The sequence below is a fragment of the Ciceribacter azotifigens genome, assembly GCF_048159625.1.
GTDB lineage: Bacteria > Pseudomonadota > Alphaproteobacteria > Rhizobiales > Rhizobiaceae > Allorhizobium > Allorhizobium azotifigens.
In genome coordinates, this window is the sequence record NZ_JBLQTA010000031.1 from 1 (window position 1) to 12,506 (window position 12,506).

Genomic DNA, 12,506 nt, shown 5'->3' on the forward strand with positions numbered 1-12,506 from the left:
AGATAGTCAGCGCGGCGCAAAAGGACATGGGATGACCGCTTAGGGCCGAGAGCGGACTTCGCTCGTTAACGTCTCGCTTCGCCCCCGACTTGTCTTCAGCATAAATCTCTGGCGGTGGCTCTGGCTGTTCTACATTATCTGGCTTAGGCTGGCCGGATGGGAGATTTGACCTTCAGTATCAACGTTACCCTCGATGGCTGCATCGATCACCGGGAGGGTATCGCGGACGACGAGACCCACGCCTTCTTCACCCGTCTTATGGATGAGAGCGGGGCGATGCTGTGGGGTCGCGTCACCTACGAGTTGATGGAAAGCTACTGGCCCGCGGTCGCGCGGGGAGACGTAGAAGCGCCGCCGGCGATACACGAATGGGCGGTCAAGCTGGATGCCAAGCCCAAGTACGTCGTGTCCTCGAAGCGAACGGCCTTTCACTGGATCAACAGCCACCACATCACCGGGGACCTGCACACGGAGATTCAACGGCTGAAGGACGCAACCCCGACTGGAGTTCTACTCGGCAGTGGCAAGCTGGCGACCGAGTTGGACCGGCTGGACCTGATCGACGAGTACAAGTTCCTCGTCCACCCGCGGATTGCCGGCCACGGTCCGACGCTCTACCAGAGCGGGCTGCACAGCACGCGACGCCTCGAACTGATCTCGGCCAAGCCGCTCCGCAGCGGCGCCGTTGCCATGCATTATCGGCGGGCACGCTGACATATTACGGCCTGTCGCTCGTCTCTCGGGACTGGGCGTCCTGGAACGCCTGTTTTCTCACAAGGGCGAATCCCAGACTTTTGTCATGAGAGCAACATTGTCGTGGCCGCCACGGTGCCGCAAGCCAGTCTCCCCCCTTGTGGGGGTTGAGGAACGGCCGGCGAAGTCGGGCAATCGATCCGGTGAATCGATTGCAGCGACGAACGCCGGCAGGGCAGAGGGGGTATCCCCCGACAAAGCGCCTGACGATCCCCCCCTCTGTCACCTCGTGACATCTCCCCCACGAGGCGGAGACCGGGAGGACACCTCGTCATCTCCCCCTCACCTGCGATTTCTGGCACTTAGCGTCGCTAAGATGCCGAAATCGCTTCCTCTCCCGCCAGGGGAGAGGCATGGCCGGCGCAGCGCCGCGGGTCGATCTCCCCCTTGTGGGGGGAGACCGGGCGGAGGCGTCAGCGCTTGCCCGCGAGGAGTGCGAAGAAGGCGCCCTGCGGATCGCGGCACTGGTTGACCCAGGCGCCGCCGGGCACCTCCATCGCGCCGGACAGGACCGTGCCGCCGGCGTTGGTCACCCGTTTCATCGCCGCGTCGAGTTCCGGGACGACGAAGTAGAAGCCCCAGAAGGGATGCGGCACCTCCGGCGTTTTCGTCATGATGCCGCCGATATCCCTGCCGTCATGGGCGAAGAGCTGGTAGATGCCCATTGCGCCCATGTCGTAGGGTTCGCCCTTCGTCCAGCCGAACATGCGGGCATAGAAATCGAAGGCCTCCTTGCCGTCGCCGGCCATCAGCTCGTGCCAGCCGACGGTGCCGGGCGACATCGGCGGCGGCTCCTCCGGCATCGGCCCTTCCGGCATGTTCGGCTTGAAGACGTTGAGGGCGGCGCCGTGCGGATCGGCGACGGTCGCGAAGCGGCCGATGTTCGGAATGTCGGTTCCCGGCATCAGGACGCGGCCGCCGTTCTCGGCAAACTCGCTCGCCTTGGCGTCGACGTCGTCGACGGCGACATAGCCCCACCACTGCGGCATCAACCCGTTTTCCGCCATTTGCGGCGTGATCGCCATGAGCCCGGCCGAGCCCATCTCGCGCCCCGGTATGTTGAAGACGGTGTAGGCGTCTCCCTGCGGCGTGGCGCCGTCGAACGCCTTCGCTTCCCAGCCGATGACGTCGCGGTAGAACGCGGCGGCGGCCGGGACGTCATTGGTCATCAGCTCGTACCAGACGAATTTGCCTTGCATTGTCTTTTCCTTCTTCGGGACTGTTCAGGATTGTCTCTGCATTTCGCTCGTCATGAAGGTCTGGAAAGTACCGTCGGGCTGGCGGACGCTGGCCGTGAAACGGCGCGTGTTGTCGTCGACGACGGTGATGGCGTCGTGGTAGATCGCCGTCTTCGTCGGATCGACGAAGTCCGGCCCTTCCGCCTCCAGCGTCAGGGTCTTGCCGTCGGGCTCGATCCAGCCCTTGTAGACCCAGAGCTTGGTCATCATCGAGCCGACCCAGGTGCCGACGTAATGACCGGCCGCAGGATCGTAGCCGAGCGTCATCAGGACCGAGCCCGGACGTCCGTCCGGCATCTTGCCGTGGCCTTCGGCGACATACCAGAGGCCGTCGAACGTGCGGACCGTCTCGGTCCAGCGGTCATCGGGGCTTTCGGGCCCGCAATCCTCGTTGCCGGTGGCCGCGGTGACGACCCAGTCGCCGAGAAGCTTTTCGAGAAAATGGTGTTCCTGCTGCGGTACGGCGAATTCCATCATGACCTCATCCTCCTCGATGGGGTTTCAGAAAAACATGTCTGCAGATGTGGACGGCTCAGGACGCGGCGGCGCGCGGCTTGCCGTCGTACTCGTCGTGGCGACGGACGAAGTCCATCGTCGTCCTCTCGTTGCGCCCCTTCGGCGCCCGGTCGAGGATCATCAGCGTGCCGATCAGCTCTTCCGGTCCCCGGGCATAGCTCGAATAGGTATGGAAGACGGTGCCGTCGACATCGCGGTAGAAGGCGCTCAGCCCCGGAAGCTCGGTGCCGGCATCCTCCGCCGGCATTGCGGTGAAATTATAGAAGACCTTGCCGGAGGCGAGTTCCTCCGGATCGAAGGAGACGTGATAGTCGCGGTTGAAGTCGGTGCCGAAGGACGACACCCACGGGAAATGCCAGCCCATGCGGCGCTTGTAGGCCTCGATTTTTTCGAGCGGCGCGCGCGAGACGGCGACCAGCGTCACGTCGTGGTGGTTCAGATGCGGCAGCGTGCCGTCCAAATGATCGGCGATGAAAGAGCAGCCGGGGCAGCCCGCCTGCCAGTCCGGGCCGAGCATGAAGTGGTAGATCATCAGCTGGCTGCGGCCGTCGAAGAGCGCGGCGAGCGTCTTCGGGCCCGACGGCGTGTCGAAAACGTAGTCCTTGTCGACCTTGACCCAGGGCAAGGCCATGCGCTCGGCATTCAGCCGGTCGCGCAGATGCGTCGCTTCCTTTTCCTTCAGCAGAAGGGCGCGGCGCGCCTCCAGCCATTCTTCGCGGGATACGACAGGATGGTCCATGATCTTCTCCTCCTCCGGATGGTCGTGGTTTTGCTTGACATTTACGTTGATATCAACATATTTATCATATGTCAAATCTGCCGGCGATTCCCTTCTCCACCACGCTTCATGTCCGCGACACATGCCTCTGCCTCCACGCCCAGCGCGCCGCACGCGCACTGGCGCGCCGCTTCGATGCCGCCTTCAAGCCGCTCGGGCTGACGAACGGCCAGTTTTCGCTGATGATGGCGCTCAATCGCCCGGAACCGCCGCCGATGGGGCCGGTCGCGGCCCTGCTCGCGATGGACCGCACGACGCTGACGGCGGCGCTGAAGCCGCTCACCCAGCGCGGATGGATCACGATCGTGGCGGACGAGAAGGATCGCCGCGGCAAGCGGCTGAAACTGACGGATGCGGGGATGGCCGTGCTCGTCGAGGCGGTGCCGATCTGGCGGCGCGAGCACGAGGAACTGGAGACGGGGCTTGCCACCGACCCGAAGGTCCTGCGCCAGGGGTTGATCGAGGTGGCAACTGCAGCCGAATAGCGCCCCGCCTACCCGCTCCGGAAGCGGGACAGTCGGGGATCGGCTGCGAAATCGGCGACGGTGAAACCGAGGCGGCGCTGCGGGAACTCGCAGAGCGCCTGTACGCCCGCGCGTCCGAGACGGATATGCCAGGTCTGGCGCTCGACGGGTTCGCGGGCGGCGAAGGCGAGCGCGCTCAACAGCGCGATGTTCATGCCGCCCTTCGGATCACGTACCGAGCGGTAGAGGATCGCCTGCCCGTCTGCCGCGCGCGCGGCGTCGGCGAGCGCCTGGCAGGCTTCGTAGGAGACGGGATCCTCCCACGCGGCAGCGTCACGCGAGAGCGGCGGCGCGGTGAGGTCGAGCGCCCGCGCGGTCGTGACGAGCGCGGAAAAGGCGGTGTATTCCGCGGCATTGGCCGGCAGCGGCGTTTCGGGCGATTCGGCGAAGAAGAGCAGCCGGTAAAAGGCCATTTCGGCTAGCGCCGTCGCCACGCTTTCGGCAGCGTAGAAGACACCGAGGGTGCGGCCGGCACGGCGGAAGCGAGAGCCCTTCGGATAGACGGCGCCGTAGCGGAACGGCGTGGCGAGCAGATAATCGAGGCCGGCGCATTCCGGCGGCAGCGCCGGCTTGGTTTCCTCGAGCAGGCTTTCGAGCAGCGATTGCTCCTCGACCGTATCGACGAGCTTCATCGTCGAGACCTGGTGCTGCGCCTCGACGAGCCGCCACCACGCGCCCGAGACGGCGCGGAACTCAGACGAGAGCGCGGCGGGCGTCCAGATAGGCAAGGACATCGACGAGCCCGGAAACGGTGAGGATCTTCTGCGCCGGCGCGGCGCCGAGCGCGGTGTTCTCGTTGCGCAGCCAGTTGCGCGCCACGGCCTCGTCGCCGCCGGCGATCGCATCGAGCGAACGGAAGACGCGGATGAAGAGAAGCGCCAGTTCGAAGGGCTTGCTGCCGCGCTCCAGCCGGAAGTCGAGCCGCTTCATGCGCGAGACGCTCGCCTCCGAGACCCCGAGCACGGCGGCGAGCGTGCGGGCGCTGAGGCCGAGCCGATCGGCGGCATTGACCACGGCCTTGGTGACGACCGTGGCTTCGGAGGCGGGCACGGACGGTTTTTCGAGAGCTTCCAGCATGGCCACACTCCTTTCTCTGGAGGAAATATAATGAATTTATTTCCAGAGACAAGGTTTTTATCGCCAAGGCATCGGGACGGCCCGCGCCGGGCCGCCCTGCCCTTAGTCCCGCCGACCGCCTTATTCGACGCTGACCGGAACCTCGGTCGAGGTCCGCATGGCGTGGCTGTAGGGGCAGACGATGTGGGCGGCGGCGACGAGGCGCTCGGCGAGCGCGCGTTCCATGCCCGGAATGTTGACCGAGAGCGCGACCTCGATGTGGAAGCCGGTGCCGTCGTCGCGCGGGCCGATGCCGACGCGGGCCGTGACCCTGGTGTCTTCCGGGATCTTCACCTTTTCCTTGCCGGCGACGGCCTTCAGCGCGCCGAGGAAGCAGGCGGAATAGCCGGCGGCGAACATCTGCTCCGGATTGGTGCCGGTGGCGCCGTCGCCGCCGAGCTCCTTCGGCACGGTCAGCACCACGTCGAGAACGCCGTTGTCGGAAACGGCGCGGCCTGCGCGGCCGCCGGTGGCGGAAGCCTGCGCGGTATAGAGAATGCTCATGTCCTTGCTCCTTGTCTTCGGGTTTACAGGCATCTACATATCGCACAATTGAATTGCGTGCAATTGATTTTTGCACGTTGCAGCCCCGGCGCAAAATTGAGAGAATGGGCCGGGGAAAACGGGGCCGATCGTTCGGGCCCGAAAGGATCAAGGGGGCCGATCGACGGATCGGTGAAATCATGCAGGACAAGAAGGCCATAAAAGGACCGCGTCTCGACAACCAGCTCTGCTTCGCCATCTACGGCGCCGCACATGCCTTCAACAGGGCCTACAAGCCGCTGCTCGAGCCGCTCGGCCTCACCTATCCGCAATATCTGGTGATGATGGTGCTCTGGGAGAACGACTCCCAGACGGTGAAGGCGATCGGCGAGCGTCTGGGGCTTGATTCCGGCACGCTCTCACCACTGCTGAAGCGCCTGCAGCAGGCGGGCTACGTCGCCCGCGAGCGCTCGTCCGGCGACGAGCGGCAGGTGATCATTTCGCTGACGGAGACCGGCGCCGCCCTGCAACAGAGGGCGGAAAACGTCATGCAATCCATCGGCATTGCGACCGGCTGCAGTATCGAGGAGATGGAAAGCCTGCGCGACCGGCTGCACGCGCTGCGCCGGCAGCTTGCGCCGGAGGAGTAGAGCCACTGTCGAATACGTCGCTAATACACAGAATAGAGCTATTGCTTTTGTCGTTACGTCGGCGGGAAATTCTGCCGTCAACTGCGGCAAGCTCCTTCCTGCTCAACGGTCGGGCGTTGGAGTCACTTCCCTATTATCTCGTTAAAGAGATGGAAAGCATCGGAATGGACCTCCAGATTGCGGCTTGGCAGGATGAAGACGGGTTCTGTCCTGATGTTGGCGCTATCATCTCCCGCGCAGAAGACTGGTTGGCGAAGGTTCCTCGGTAAATCTCTCGCACCGGAACTAAAGACCGCAAACGGCGCACAGCGACCGGCAGCTCGCGCCGGAGGAGTAGGGGGCGGCCGGTTCGGCGGGTATTTGCGGAGTTAGGGAGCGGATGCCTACGGCGACGTTTTTTAGGTCGTGCGGACTTCATGCGCAAAGAGGGACTATGTCGCATTCGCGTCCAATGAAGAAACGAAGCGATCGAATAAGTCGATATCGTAGCGGAGTTGGCAGACATCTCCAGGATTGTCCAGCAAATGCCAACGACCGCTTTTGACCCATTGCAGTCATGGCCTGCGGACAATGCCAGTTTCCCAGCCATCGTACTCACCACCAAATTTGGCGGCATTGGTGCCGAGTTCTTCCGTCTCAACGTCAATATCGTTTGGCACTTGCACCTTTGAGAAAACAATACCCCACGGATTGAAATATGGATCCTGATGATCCTCGCGATCAACTTGATAGCCGCGCGCAAACAGAAAATCGCGATACAGGTCTCGCGCCTCGGACGTTTGGAAATACGCGTAGTGCTGGACAATTCTTGCCGTCCGACTATCGTCACCCTGTTTCCGCAGTGCTTGACGAACTTCTTCATTCTTCTCGAAGTCGTTGGACATCGCAGTCGATCCCATCCCCGGCATCACTAATGAGACAAATGCTATGCACAACGGAAACAGTTTTCGAAGCACCAGAGCCTCACTCATCGCGCACGAGAATTACCGAAGGATGATTGATTTCGCAATGACCGCAGTTGGCGCAAAACGGCCGACGCCTCACCGGCATGACCCGGCGGCGTCTGCGCCCTAATCCGCAGGCTCCCCTCAGCCGTCGAAATCCTACGGCTCGACCTCTCGCGCTTCCGGCCCGCCCCCTCCCCGGCCCCGAAGCACCGAACCGTCTTTACTGCCAGACGACGATGCGGGCCTTGTTCGGTACGCGGTCGTAGAGGTCGATGATGTCCTGGTTCATCAGGCGCACGCAGCCGGAGGAGACCGCCTTGCCGATCGACTGCCATTCCGGCGAGCCGTGCAGGCGGTAGAGCGTGTCCTCGCCGTTCTGGAAGATGTAGAGCGCGCGGGCGCCGAGCGGGTTCGTGAGGCCGGGCGGCATGCCGCCGTTGTCGGCCGAATATTTCGCAAGTTCCGGCTGGCGGGCGATCATTTCCCCCGGCGGCGTCCATTTCGGCCATCTCTGGCGCCACTGGATGACGCCAGTGCCCTGCCAGGCAAAGCCCTCACGGCCGATGCCGACGCCGTAGCGCATCGCGGTTCCGCCCGATTCGACGAGGTAGAGGAAGCGCGAGGGCGTATCGACGACGATGGTGCCCGGCGGCTGGCCGGTCGGGTCGATGACCCGCTGGCGATAGTAGCGCGGGTCGATCCGCTCGTAGGGCACGGCGGGGATGACGAAACCGCCGTCGACCATCTCGCCGTACATCGCCGCAACCTCGGCCGAGCCGGCGGCGGGCGGACGGGCGATGGTCATCGGCCCGCCATAGGCCGGCGCCGCGGCGTAAGGGCGATTGTAGGAGCCGGAGGAGGCGCAGCCCGCAAGCAGGCTTGCGGCGCCGACGCCGGAGAGGGAGAGAAAGGCGCGCCGAGAGAGGGAACCGGGAAGTGTCATGGGGGAATCGGGCTTCCTGTGCAGTTTCGGGTTCGGGAAACGATTAAAGCGGTGAAACCCTAAACGTTCCCCTTACGACATGTTGTGACATGACGAGTCGCTAAAAGACATACACATTGATGCCGCAGGAAGCGTTCACTTTTGCGCGATGGCGCGGAGATTTGCCGTCGCGGTCAGAGGACGACGATCGGGGCCTTGCCGCCGACGCGGTCGTAGAGATCGATGATGTCCTGGTTGAACATGCGCACGCAGCCGGACGAGGTCGCCTTGCCGACGGACTGCCAGTCCGGCGTGCCGTGGACGCGGTAGAGCGTGTCCTTGCCGTCGTGGTAGATGTAGAGCGCACGCGCGCCGAGCGGATTGTTGAGGCCGGCCTCCAGCCCGCCTTCCGCCGCGGAGAAGGGGCGCAGGTTCGGCTGGCGCGACACCATCTCGCCGCTCGGGGTCCAGCGCGGCCATTTCTGCTTCAGCGCGATGACGCCGCGTCCCGACCAGGAGAAACCGGCGCGGCCAAGCCCGACGCCGTAGCGGATCGCCTTGCCGCCCGGCTCGACGAAATAGAGGAAATGCGCCTTCGTATCGACGACGATGGTGCCCGGCTTTTCCGAGGTCGGGTAATCCACCTCCTCGCGCAGGTAGCGCCGGTCGACGCGGTCGAGCGGGATCGGCGGCAGCGTATGGCCGTCGTCGCGCATCACGCCGTACATCGTGCGATGGACGGGGTTGGTGATCGGGAGCCCGTAGGTCTGGTGGAACTGGGTGGTGTAGAGGCGCTGCTGCGGCACCGGCTGTTTCTCGGCCGGCGGCACGCGGGCCGGCTCATTCCAGACCGGCGCCACCTCGTCCTGGAAGACCTCGATGTTCATGCGGCTGGTGTCGGTCACGAAGAGGCAACCGCCCAGCGCCGACAGCATCGCCACGCAGGCCGCGAGGCCGCCGACGCGCCGCAAGATCCCGACCTTCGAAGAAATAGCCTTTGACACCATGGTCCACCGCTTCATGCCGCTCAGATTTGCGGCACCCTGCCAGACGCGGCTGGCGCGAAGCTGTCGTCGCGAACGACGGCGGTAACGAACCATAACCCGGATGAATGTCGACTTATACTTGATAATACTTCACAAGAATGGCAAAAAGCTCCGGCCGGCCGGCGACGTCGGGTCGCGGCCGGCCGCAGCCAGCAATGGCGCGCCCCCAGGGTCCGCCGGCACCCGACCGCTGCGCGGTCTCGACAGGCGCGCCTTGCTTCCCCCAAAGGGATCAGGCCATCGGCGGCTTGATCGCCGTATAGATCTTCTTGCCCAGAACCGCCGCGACCGGCAGTGCCAGCACGACACCGGCGGCGAAGGCAGCGGCGATCTGCCAGCGTTCCATCATGCCGAGTGCAAGAACAGCCGTCACCGCAGCGCCGGCCATTGCCGTCGCGACAAGAATATAGAGGACCGCAGAAAGACGAAACATTTGTGACCTCCGTCAAATATCACGCATCCGAGACTATTACTGCGAGAGTGAGGCGCATTGATCTAGAACAAACGATGCCGGTGCCCGAAGCCCGCGAATCGCCCTTGTCGCCCTGCGGCAAGTTCGCGCATGATCGCGCCGCCGCGAGGCGCGGGGAAAAGACGGAAGGCAGGCAGGGCGCGATGGCGACGAGACGCGAGGTGATCACCGGGCTCATGGGCGGGGCGCTTGCCGCTGCGATCGGCAGCCGGCCGGCGACGGCCGCCTCCAATGTGGCGGGCACCGAGCTGCGCGGTTCGATCGACGCCGCCAAAGCCGGCATCCTGCCCGGCGCCTCCGACGGTCTCAGCCGGCGGATGCAGGCGCTGCTCGACGAGGCGGCGGCGAAGGGGCTGGAGGTCTTCCTGCCGCCCGGCAATTACAGCGTCTCCAATCTCACCCTGCCGGACGGCACCCGGCTTTCCGGCGTGCCCGGCGCCACCCGCCTTTCCTACAGCGGCGACGGCCACCTGATTGCCGCCGCCGACGCGGCGCGCATCGACATCGCCGACATCGTGCTCGACGGCGACAACCGCTGGCTCGGCGACCATACCGAGGCGCTCCTTTCCTTCCGCAACGTCGCCGACCTCCGGATCGTCAATTGCGAGATCGCCGGCAGCCGCAAGCACGCCGTCTCGCTGGAGCGCTGCGGCGGGCGGATCGAGGACAACCGCATCACCGGGGCGGCGCTCGCCGCGCTGATCTCGCACGAGGGCAAGGCGCTCTCCGTCACCGGCAACCACATTTCCGACTGCGGCAACGGCGGCATCCTCGTGCATCGCTGGACGAAGGGCGCCGACGAGAGTGTAATCTCCGGCAACCGCATCGCGCGGATCGCCGCCAATGAGGGCGGCACCGGGCAGAACGGCAACGGCATCAACCTCTTCCGCGCCGACAACGTGATCGTGTCCGGCAACCACGTCTCCGACTGCGCCTTCTCGGCGATCCGCGCCAACTCGTCCTCGGACGTGCAGATCACCGGCAACCAGTGCCTGCGCTCCGGCGAGACGGCGATCTTCGTGGAATTCGCCTTCGAGGGGGCGATCATTTCTTCCAACCTTGTCGACGGTGCTGCGAACGGCATCGTCACCGTCAATTTCAACGAGGGCGGGCGGCTTGCGAGCGTCAGCACGAACGTGATCCGCAACCTGTCGCTCACGGGCCCCTATCCGAACGACGAGGCGGGCTTCGGCATCGGCGTCTCCGCCGAGGCGGATACGGCGATCTCCGGCAACGTGATCGAGAACGCCCCGCGTGCCGGCCTGATGATCGGCTGGGGCCCCTACCTGCGCGACGTGGTAGTGAGCGGCAACGTCATCCGCAACGCGCCGGTCGGCATCGCCGTCTCGGTGGTCGAAGGGACCGGCACGGCCATGCTCTCCGGCAACCTGATCTCCGGCGCGAAGGACGGCGCGATCGTCGGCTACCGCTGGAAGGACCGGGCGACCGGCGACCTCGCTGTGGGCGGCGACGCCCCCGACCATCTGGTGGTCGAGGGCAACCGCGCGCTCTGAGAGAGGGCGGCGGAAATCTGCGGGCACCGGCAGAACTCCGCTTCAAGCGCCGCGCCTTTGCCGTTAGGCTTGGCGCCGACCCGCCCCGTTTCCGACAGGAGTTTCCCCCTATGCTCAAGATCTACGGCGTCTACAAATCGAGGGCGACGCGCCCGCTCTGGCTTGCCGGCGAACTCGGCCTCGCCTTCGAGCACGTGCCGGTGCTGCAGGCCCGCAAGCTCGACGACCCGCTTGCCGAAGACGCGCAGATCAACACCCGCACGCCCGCCTTTCTCGAGCTCTGCCCGATGGGCGTCATTCCGGCGATCGAGGACGACGGGCTGGTGCTCTTCGAGAGCATGGCGATCAACCTCTACCTCGCCAGGAAGCACGGCGGCCCGCTGGCACCGGCCGATCTCCGCGAGGACGCGCTGATGACGCAGTGGTCCTTCTTCGGCGCCACCGAGATCGAGACGAACGCGCTGAAGATCTCGACGGCCGCCGCCGAGGGCCGGCTCGAAAGCAGCAGGGACGAGGTGGAGGCCGTAGCGCGTCTGCTCAAGCGGCCCTTCGCCGTGCTCGAACGGCATTTTGCCGACAACGACTATCTGGTCGGCAGCCGCTTCACCGTCGCCGACATCAACCTCGCCGAGATCGTCCGCTACGCGCAGGCGTACGCGCCGCTCTTCGACGCGCATCCGAAGCTGAAAGCCTGGCTCGCGCGCTGCCAGTCGCGTGCCGCCTTCAAGACGATGTGGGAAAAGCGGCTTTCCGAGCCGACGCCCTGACGGTCAGGGTCCCGTCCGGCTTGCATGGCGGCGGGAAGACGCTAGGCTTGGTCCGAGGACAGCTTACGGAGGAGGATCCATGCGCCCGTTTCATCTGGCTTTTCCCGTCACCGACCTTGAGGCGACGCGGCATTTCTACGGCACCGTGCTCGGCTGCCGGATCGGCCGCGAAAGCCCCGGCAAGTGGATCGACTTCGATCTCTTCGGGCACCAGATGTCGGCGCATCTGCGCTCCGAAATGCCGAAGGACACGGCGACCGGCTCGGTCGACGGCGATGCCGTGCCGATCCCGCATTTCGGGGTGATCCTCGGCACCGACGACTTCGTCGGTCTGGCGCGCCGGCTCGAGGCCGATCCCGCGACCCGCTGGGGGCTGAAACCGAAGCTCCGCTTCGAGGGGCAGGCCGGCGAGCAGCGCACCATGTTCGTCTTCGACCCCTCCGGCAATGCGCTGGAATTCAAGGCCTTCACCGACGACCTCGCGATCTTCGCCGTGTGACGGGGGGAGCCGGCGGCCGACGCTCGACGGGGCAATGTCCATTGCGCGGAAGATTTCATGGGCAAGGGAAGTGTCTCTTCGGCTCGCCGACGCTCGCCGGCTGGACCCCGGATCAGGTCCGGGGTGACCGGAGGGTGCCGCCGAGCGAGGGAGCCGGCGGGGCGATGCTCGACGGAACAATGTCCATTGCGCGGGAGACCCTATGGGCAAGGGAAGAGTCTCTTCGGCGACGCAGCCACTTTGCCGTCATGCCGGCCTTGAGCCGGCATCCAGCGGCGCGA

At 65.0% G+C, this 12,506-nt stretch carries 16 protein-coding genes; 6 read left to right on the forward strand and 10 right to left on the reverse strand.

Features of this window, described 5'->3' with window-relative positions; all coding sequences use genetic code 11:
• The first annotated feature begins 156 nt into the window (after window positions 1-156).
• Window positions 157-714, forward strand: a complete 558-nt coding sequence (locus tag ACM6UT_RS22640) for a dihydrofolate reductase family protein (protein ID WP_416799553.1) — start codon at window positions 157-159, stop codon at window positions 712-714.
• Window positions 715-1,166: 452 nt separating this feature from the next.
• Here the strand turns inward: ACM6UT_RS22640 and ACM6UT_RS22645 are convergent, their stop codons facing one another.
• The 3 genes from ACM6UT_RS22645 to ACM6UT_RS22655 are packed head-to-tail and all read right to left on the reverse strand — an operon-like array spanning window position 1,167 to window position 3,246.
• On the reverse strand, window positions 1,167-1,952 hold the full coding sequence (locus ACM6UT_RS22645; protein WP_416799554.1) for a VOC family protein: 786 nt from the start codon (window positions 1,950-1,952) through the stop codon (window positions 1,167-1,169).
• Window positions 1,953-1,976: 24 nt separating this feature from the next.
• Window positions 1,977-2,465 carry a DUF1579 domain-containing protein gene (locus ACM6UT_RS22650; protein ID WP_416799567.1) on the reverse strand — a complete coding sequence of 163 codons (489 nt, stop codon included), beginning with the start codon at window positions 2,463-2,465 and terminating at the stop codon, window positions 1,977-1,979.
• A 58-nt stretch (window positions 2,466-2,523) separates the two neighbouring features.
• The gene (locus ACM6UT_RS22655; RefSeq protein ID WP_416799555.1) at window positions 2,524-3,246 is read right to left on the reverse strand and encodes a DUF899 domain-containing protein; all 723 of its coding nucleotides are present in this window, start codon (window positions 3,244-3,246) and stop codon (window positions 2,524-2,526) included.
• Window positions 3,247-3,314: 68 nt separating this feature from the next.
• Here ACM6UT_RS22655 and ACM6UT_RS22660 point away from each other — a divergent pair, with 68 nt between their 5' ends.
• On the forward strand, window positions 3,315-3,770 hold the full coding sequence (locus tag ACM6UT_RS22660) for a MarR family winged helix-turn-helix transcriptional regulator (protein WP_416799556.1): 456 nt from the start codon (window positions 3,315-3,317) through the stop codon (window positions 3,768-3,770).
• Window positions 3,771-3,778: 8 nt separating this feature from the next.
• Here ACM6UT_RS22660 and ACM6UT_RS22665 read toward each other — a convergent pair whose 3' ends face one another.
• The 3 genes from ACM6UT_RS22665 to ACM6UT_RS22675 form a co-directional block, all read right to left on the reverse strand.
• On the reverse strand, window positions 3,779-4,543 hold the full coding sequence (locus tag ACM6UT_RS22665) for an RES family NAD+ phosphorylase (RefSeq protein WP_416799557.1): 765 nt from the start codon (window positions 4,541-4,543) through the stop codon (window positions 3,779-3,781).
• Window positions 4,503-4,886, reverse strand: a complete 384-nt coding sequence (locus tag ACM6UT_RS22670; RefSeq protein ID WP_416799558.1) for an MbcA/ParS/Xre antitoxin family protein — start codon at window positions 4,884-4,886, stop codon at window positions 4,503-4,505. The genes ACM6UT_RS22665 and ACM6UT_RS22670 overlap by 41 nt, the downstream gene beginning before the upstream one ends.
• Before the next feature lie 120 nt (window positions 4,887-5,006).
• A complete protein-coding gene (locus ACM6UT_RS22675) occupies window positions 5,007-5,429 on the reverse strand; it encodes an organic hydroperoxide resistance protein (protein ID WP_416799559.1) in 423 nt (140 codons plus the stop codon).
• Window positions 5,430-5,608: 179 nt separating this feature from the next.
• Here ACM6UT_RS22675 and ACM6UT_RS22680 point away from each other — a divergent pair, with 179 nt between their 5' ends.
• Window positions 5,609-6,058 (forward strand): MarR family winged helix-turn-helix transcriptional regulator, encoded by a 450-nt coding sequence (locus ACM6UT_RS22680; protein WP_416799560.1) that lies wholly within the window; start codon window positions 5,609-5,611, stop codon window positions 6,056-6,058.
• A 554-nt stretch (window positions 6,059-6,612) separates the two neighbouring features.
• On the opposite strand, the gene ACM6UT_RS22685 is transcribed toward ACM6UT_RS22680, so the two are convergent.
• From ACM6UT_RS22685 to ACM6UT_RS22700, 4 genes are all read right to left on the reverse strand, one after another.
• The gene (locus ACM6UT_RS22685) at window positions 6,613-6,942 is read right to left on the reverse strand and encodes a ribonuclease E inhibitor RraB (protein WP_416799561.1); all 330 of its coding nucleotides are present in this window, start codon (window positions 6,940-6,942) and stop codon (window positions 6,613-6,615) included.
• A gap of 283 nt (window positions 6,943-7,225) precedes the next feature.
• On the reverse strand, window positions 7,226-7,948 hold the full coding sequence (locus ACM6UT_RS22690) for a L,D-transpeptidase (RefSeq protein ID WP_416799562.1): 723 nt from the start codon (window positions 7,946-7,948) through the stop codon (window positions 7,226-7,228).
• Between the two features lie 173 nt (window positions 7,949-8,121).
• A complete protein-coding gene (locus ACM6UT_RS22695; RefSeq protein ID WP_465245567.1) occupies window positions 8,122-8,934 on the reverse strand; it encodes a L,D-transpeptidase in 813 nt (270 codons plus the stop codon).
• 271 nt (window positions 8,935-9,205) lie between these two features.
• Window positions 9,206-9,406 (reverse strand): hypothetical protein, encoded by a 201-nt coding sequence (locus ACM6UT_RS22700; protein WP_416799563.1) that lies wholly within the window; start codon window positions 9,404-9,406, stop codon window positions 9,206-9,208.
• 182 nt (window positions 9,407-9,588) lie between these two features.
• Here ACM6UT_RS22700 and ACM6UT_RS22705 point away from each other — a divergent pair, with 182 nt between their 5' ends.
• The 3 genes from ACM6UT_RS22705 (at window position 9,589) to ACM6UT_RS22715 (ending at window position 12,225) form a co-directional block, all read left to right on the forward strand.
• Window positions 9,589-10,959, forward strand: a complete 1,371-nt coding sequence (locus tag ACM6UT_RS22705; protein ID WP_416799564.1) for a TIGR03808 family TAT-translocated repetitive protein — start codon at window positions 9,589-9,591, stop codon at window positions 10,957-10,959.
• A 110-nt stretch (window positions 10,960-11,069) separates the two neighbouring features.
• Window positions 11,070-11,726 (forward strand): glutathione S-transferase family protein, encoded by a 657-nt coding sequence (locus ACM6UT_RS22710; protein WP_416799565.1) that lies wholly within the window; start codon window positions 11,070-11,072, stop codon window positions 11,724-11,726.
• 79 nt (window positions 11,727-11,805) lie between these two features.
• A complete protein-coding gene (locus ACM6UT_RS22715; RefSeq protein ID WP_416799566.1) occupies window positions 11,806-12,225 on the forward strand; it encodes a VOC family protein in 420 nt (139 codons plus the stop codon).
• Window positions 12,226-12,506 lie beyond the last annotated feature (281 nt).